This window comes from Levilactobacillus tujiorum (genome assembly GCF_012641185.1).
In the GTDB taxonomy this organism is placed as follows: domain Bacteria; phylum Bacillota; class Bacilli; order Lactobacillales; family Lactobacillaceae; genus Levilactobacillus; species Levilactobacillus tujiorum.
On sequence record NZ_JAAXLK010000076.1, the window covers coordinates 1 to 227 of the forward strand.

A 227-nucleotide genomic window follows, 5' to 3' on the forward strand; every position below is an offset into this window, starting at 1 on the left:
ATCACTCATCGTCTGACTCCCGGATATAAATCTGTGGCATTCGGAGTTTATCTGAATTCAGTAACCCATGACGGGCCCCTAGTCCAAACAGTGGCTCTACCTCCACGATTCTTAACTCCGAGGCTAACCCTAAAGCTATTTCGGAGAGAACCAGCTATCTCCAAGTTCGTTTGGAATTTCACCGCTATCCACACCTCATCCCAGCATTTTTCAACATACACGGGTTC

1 rRNA gene is annotated in these 227 nt (G+C 47.1%); it reads right to left on the reverse strand.

Annotated features, from left to right (window positions below):
• A 23S ribosomal RNA gene (locus HF569_RS12280) occupies positions 1 to 227 on the reverse strand; the annotation flags it as partial.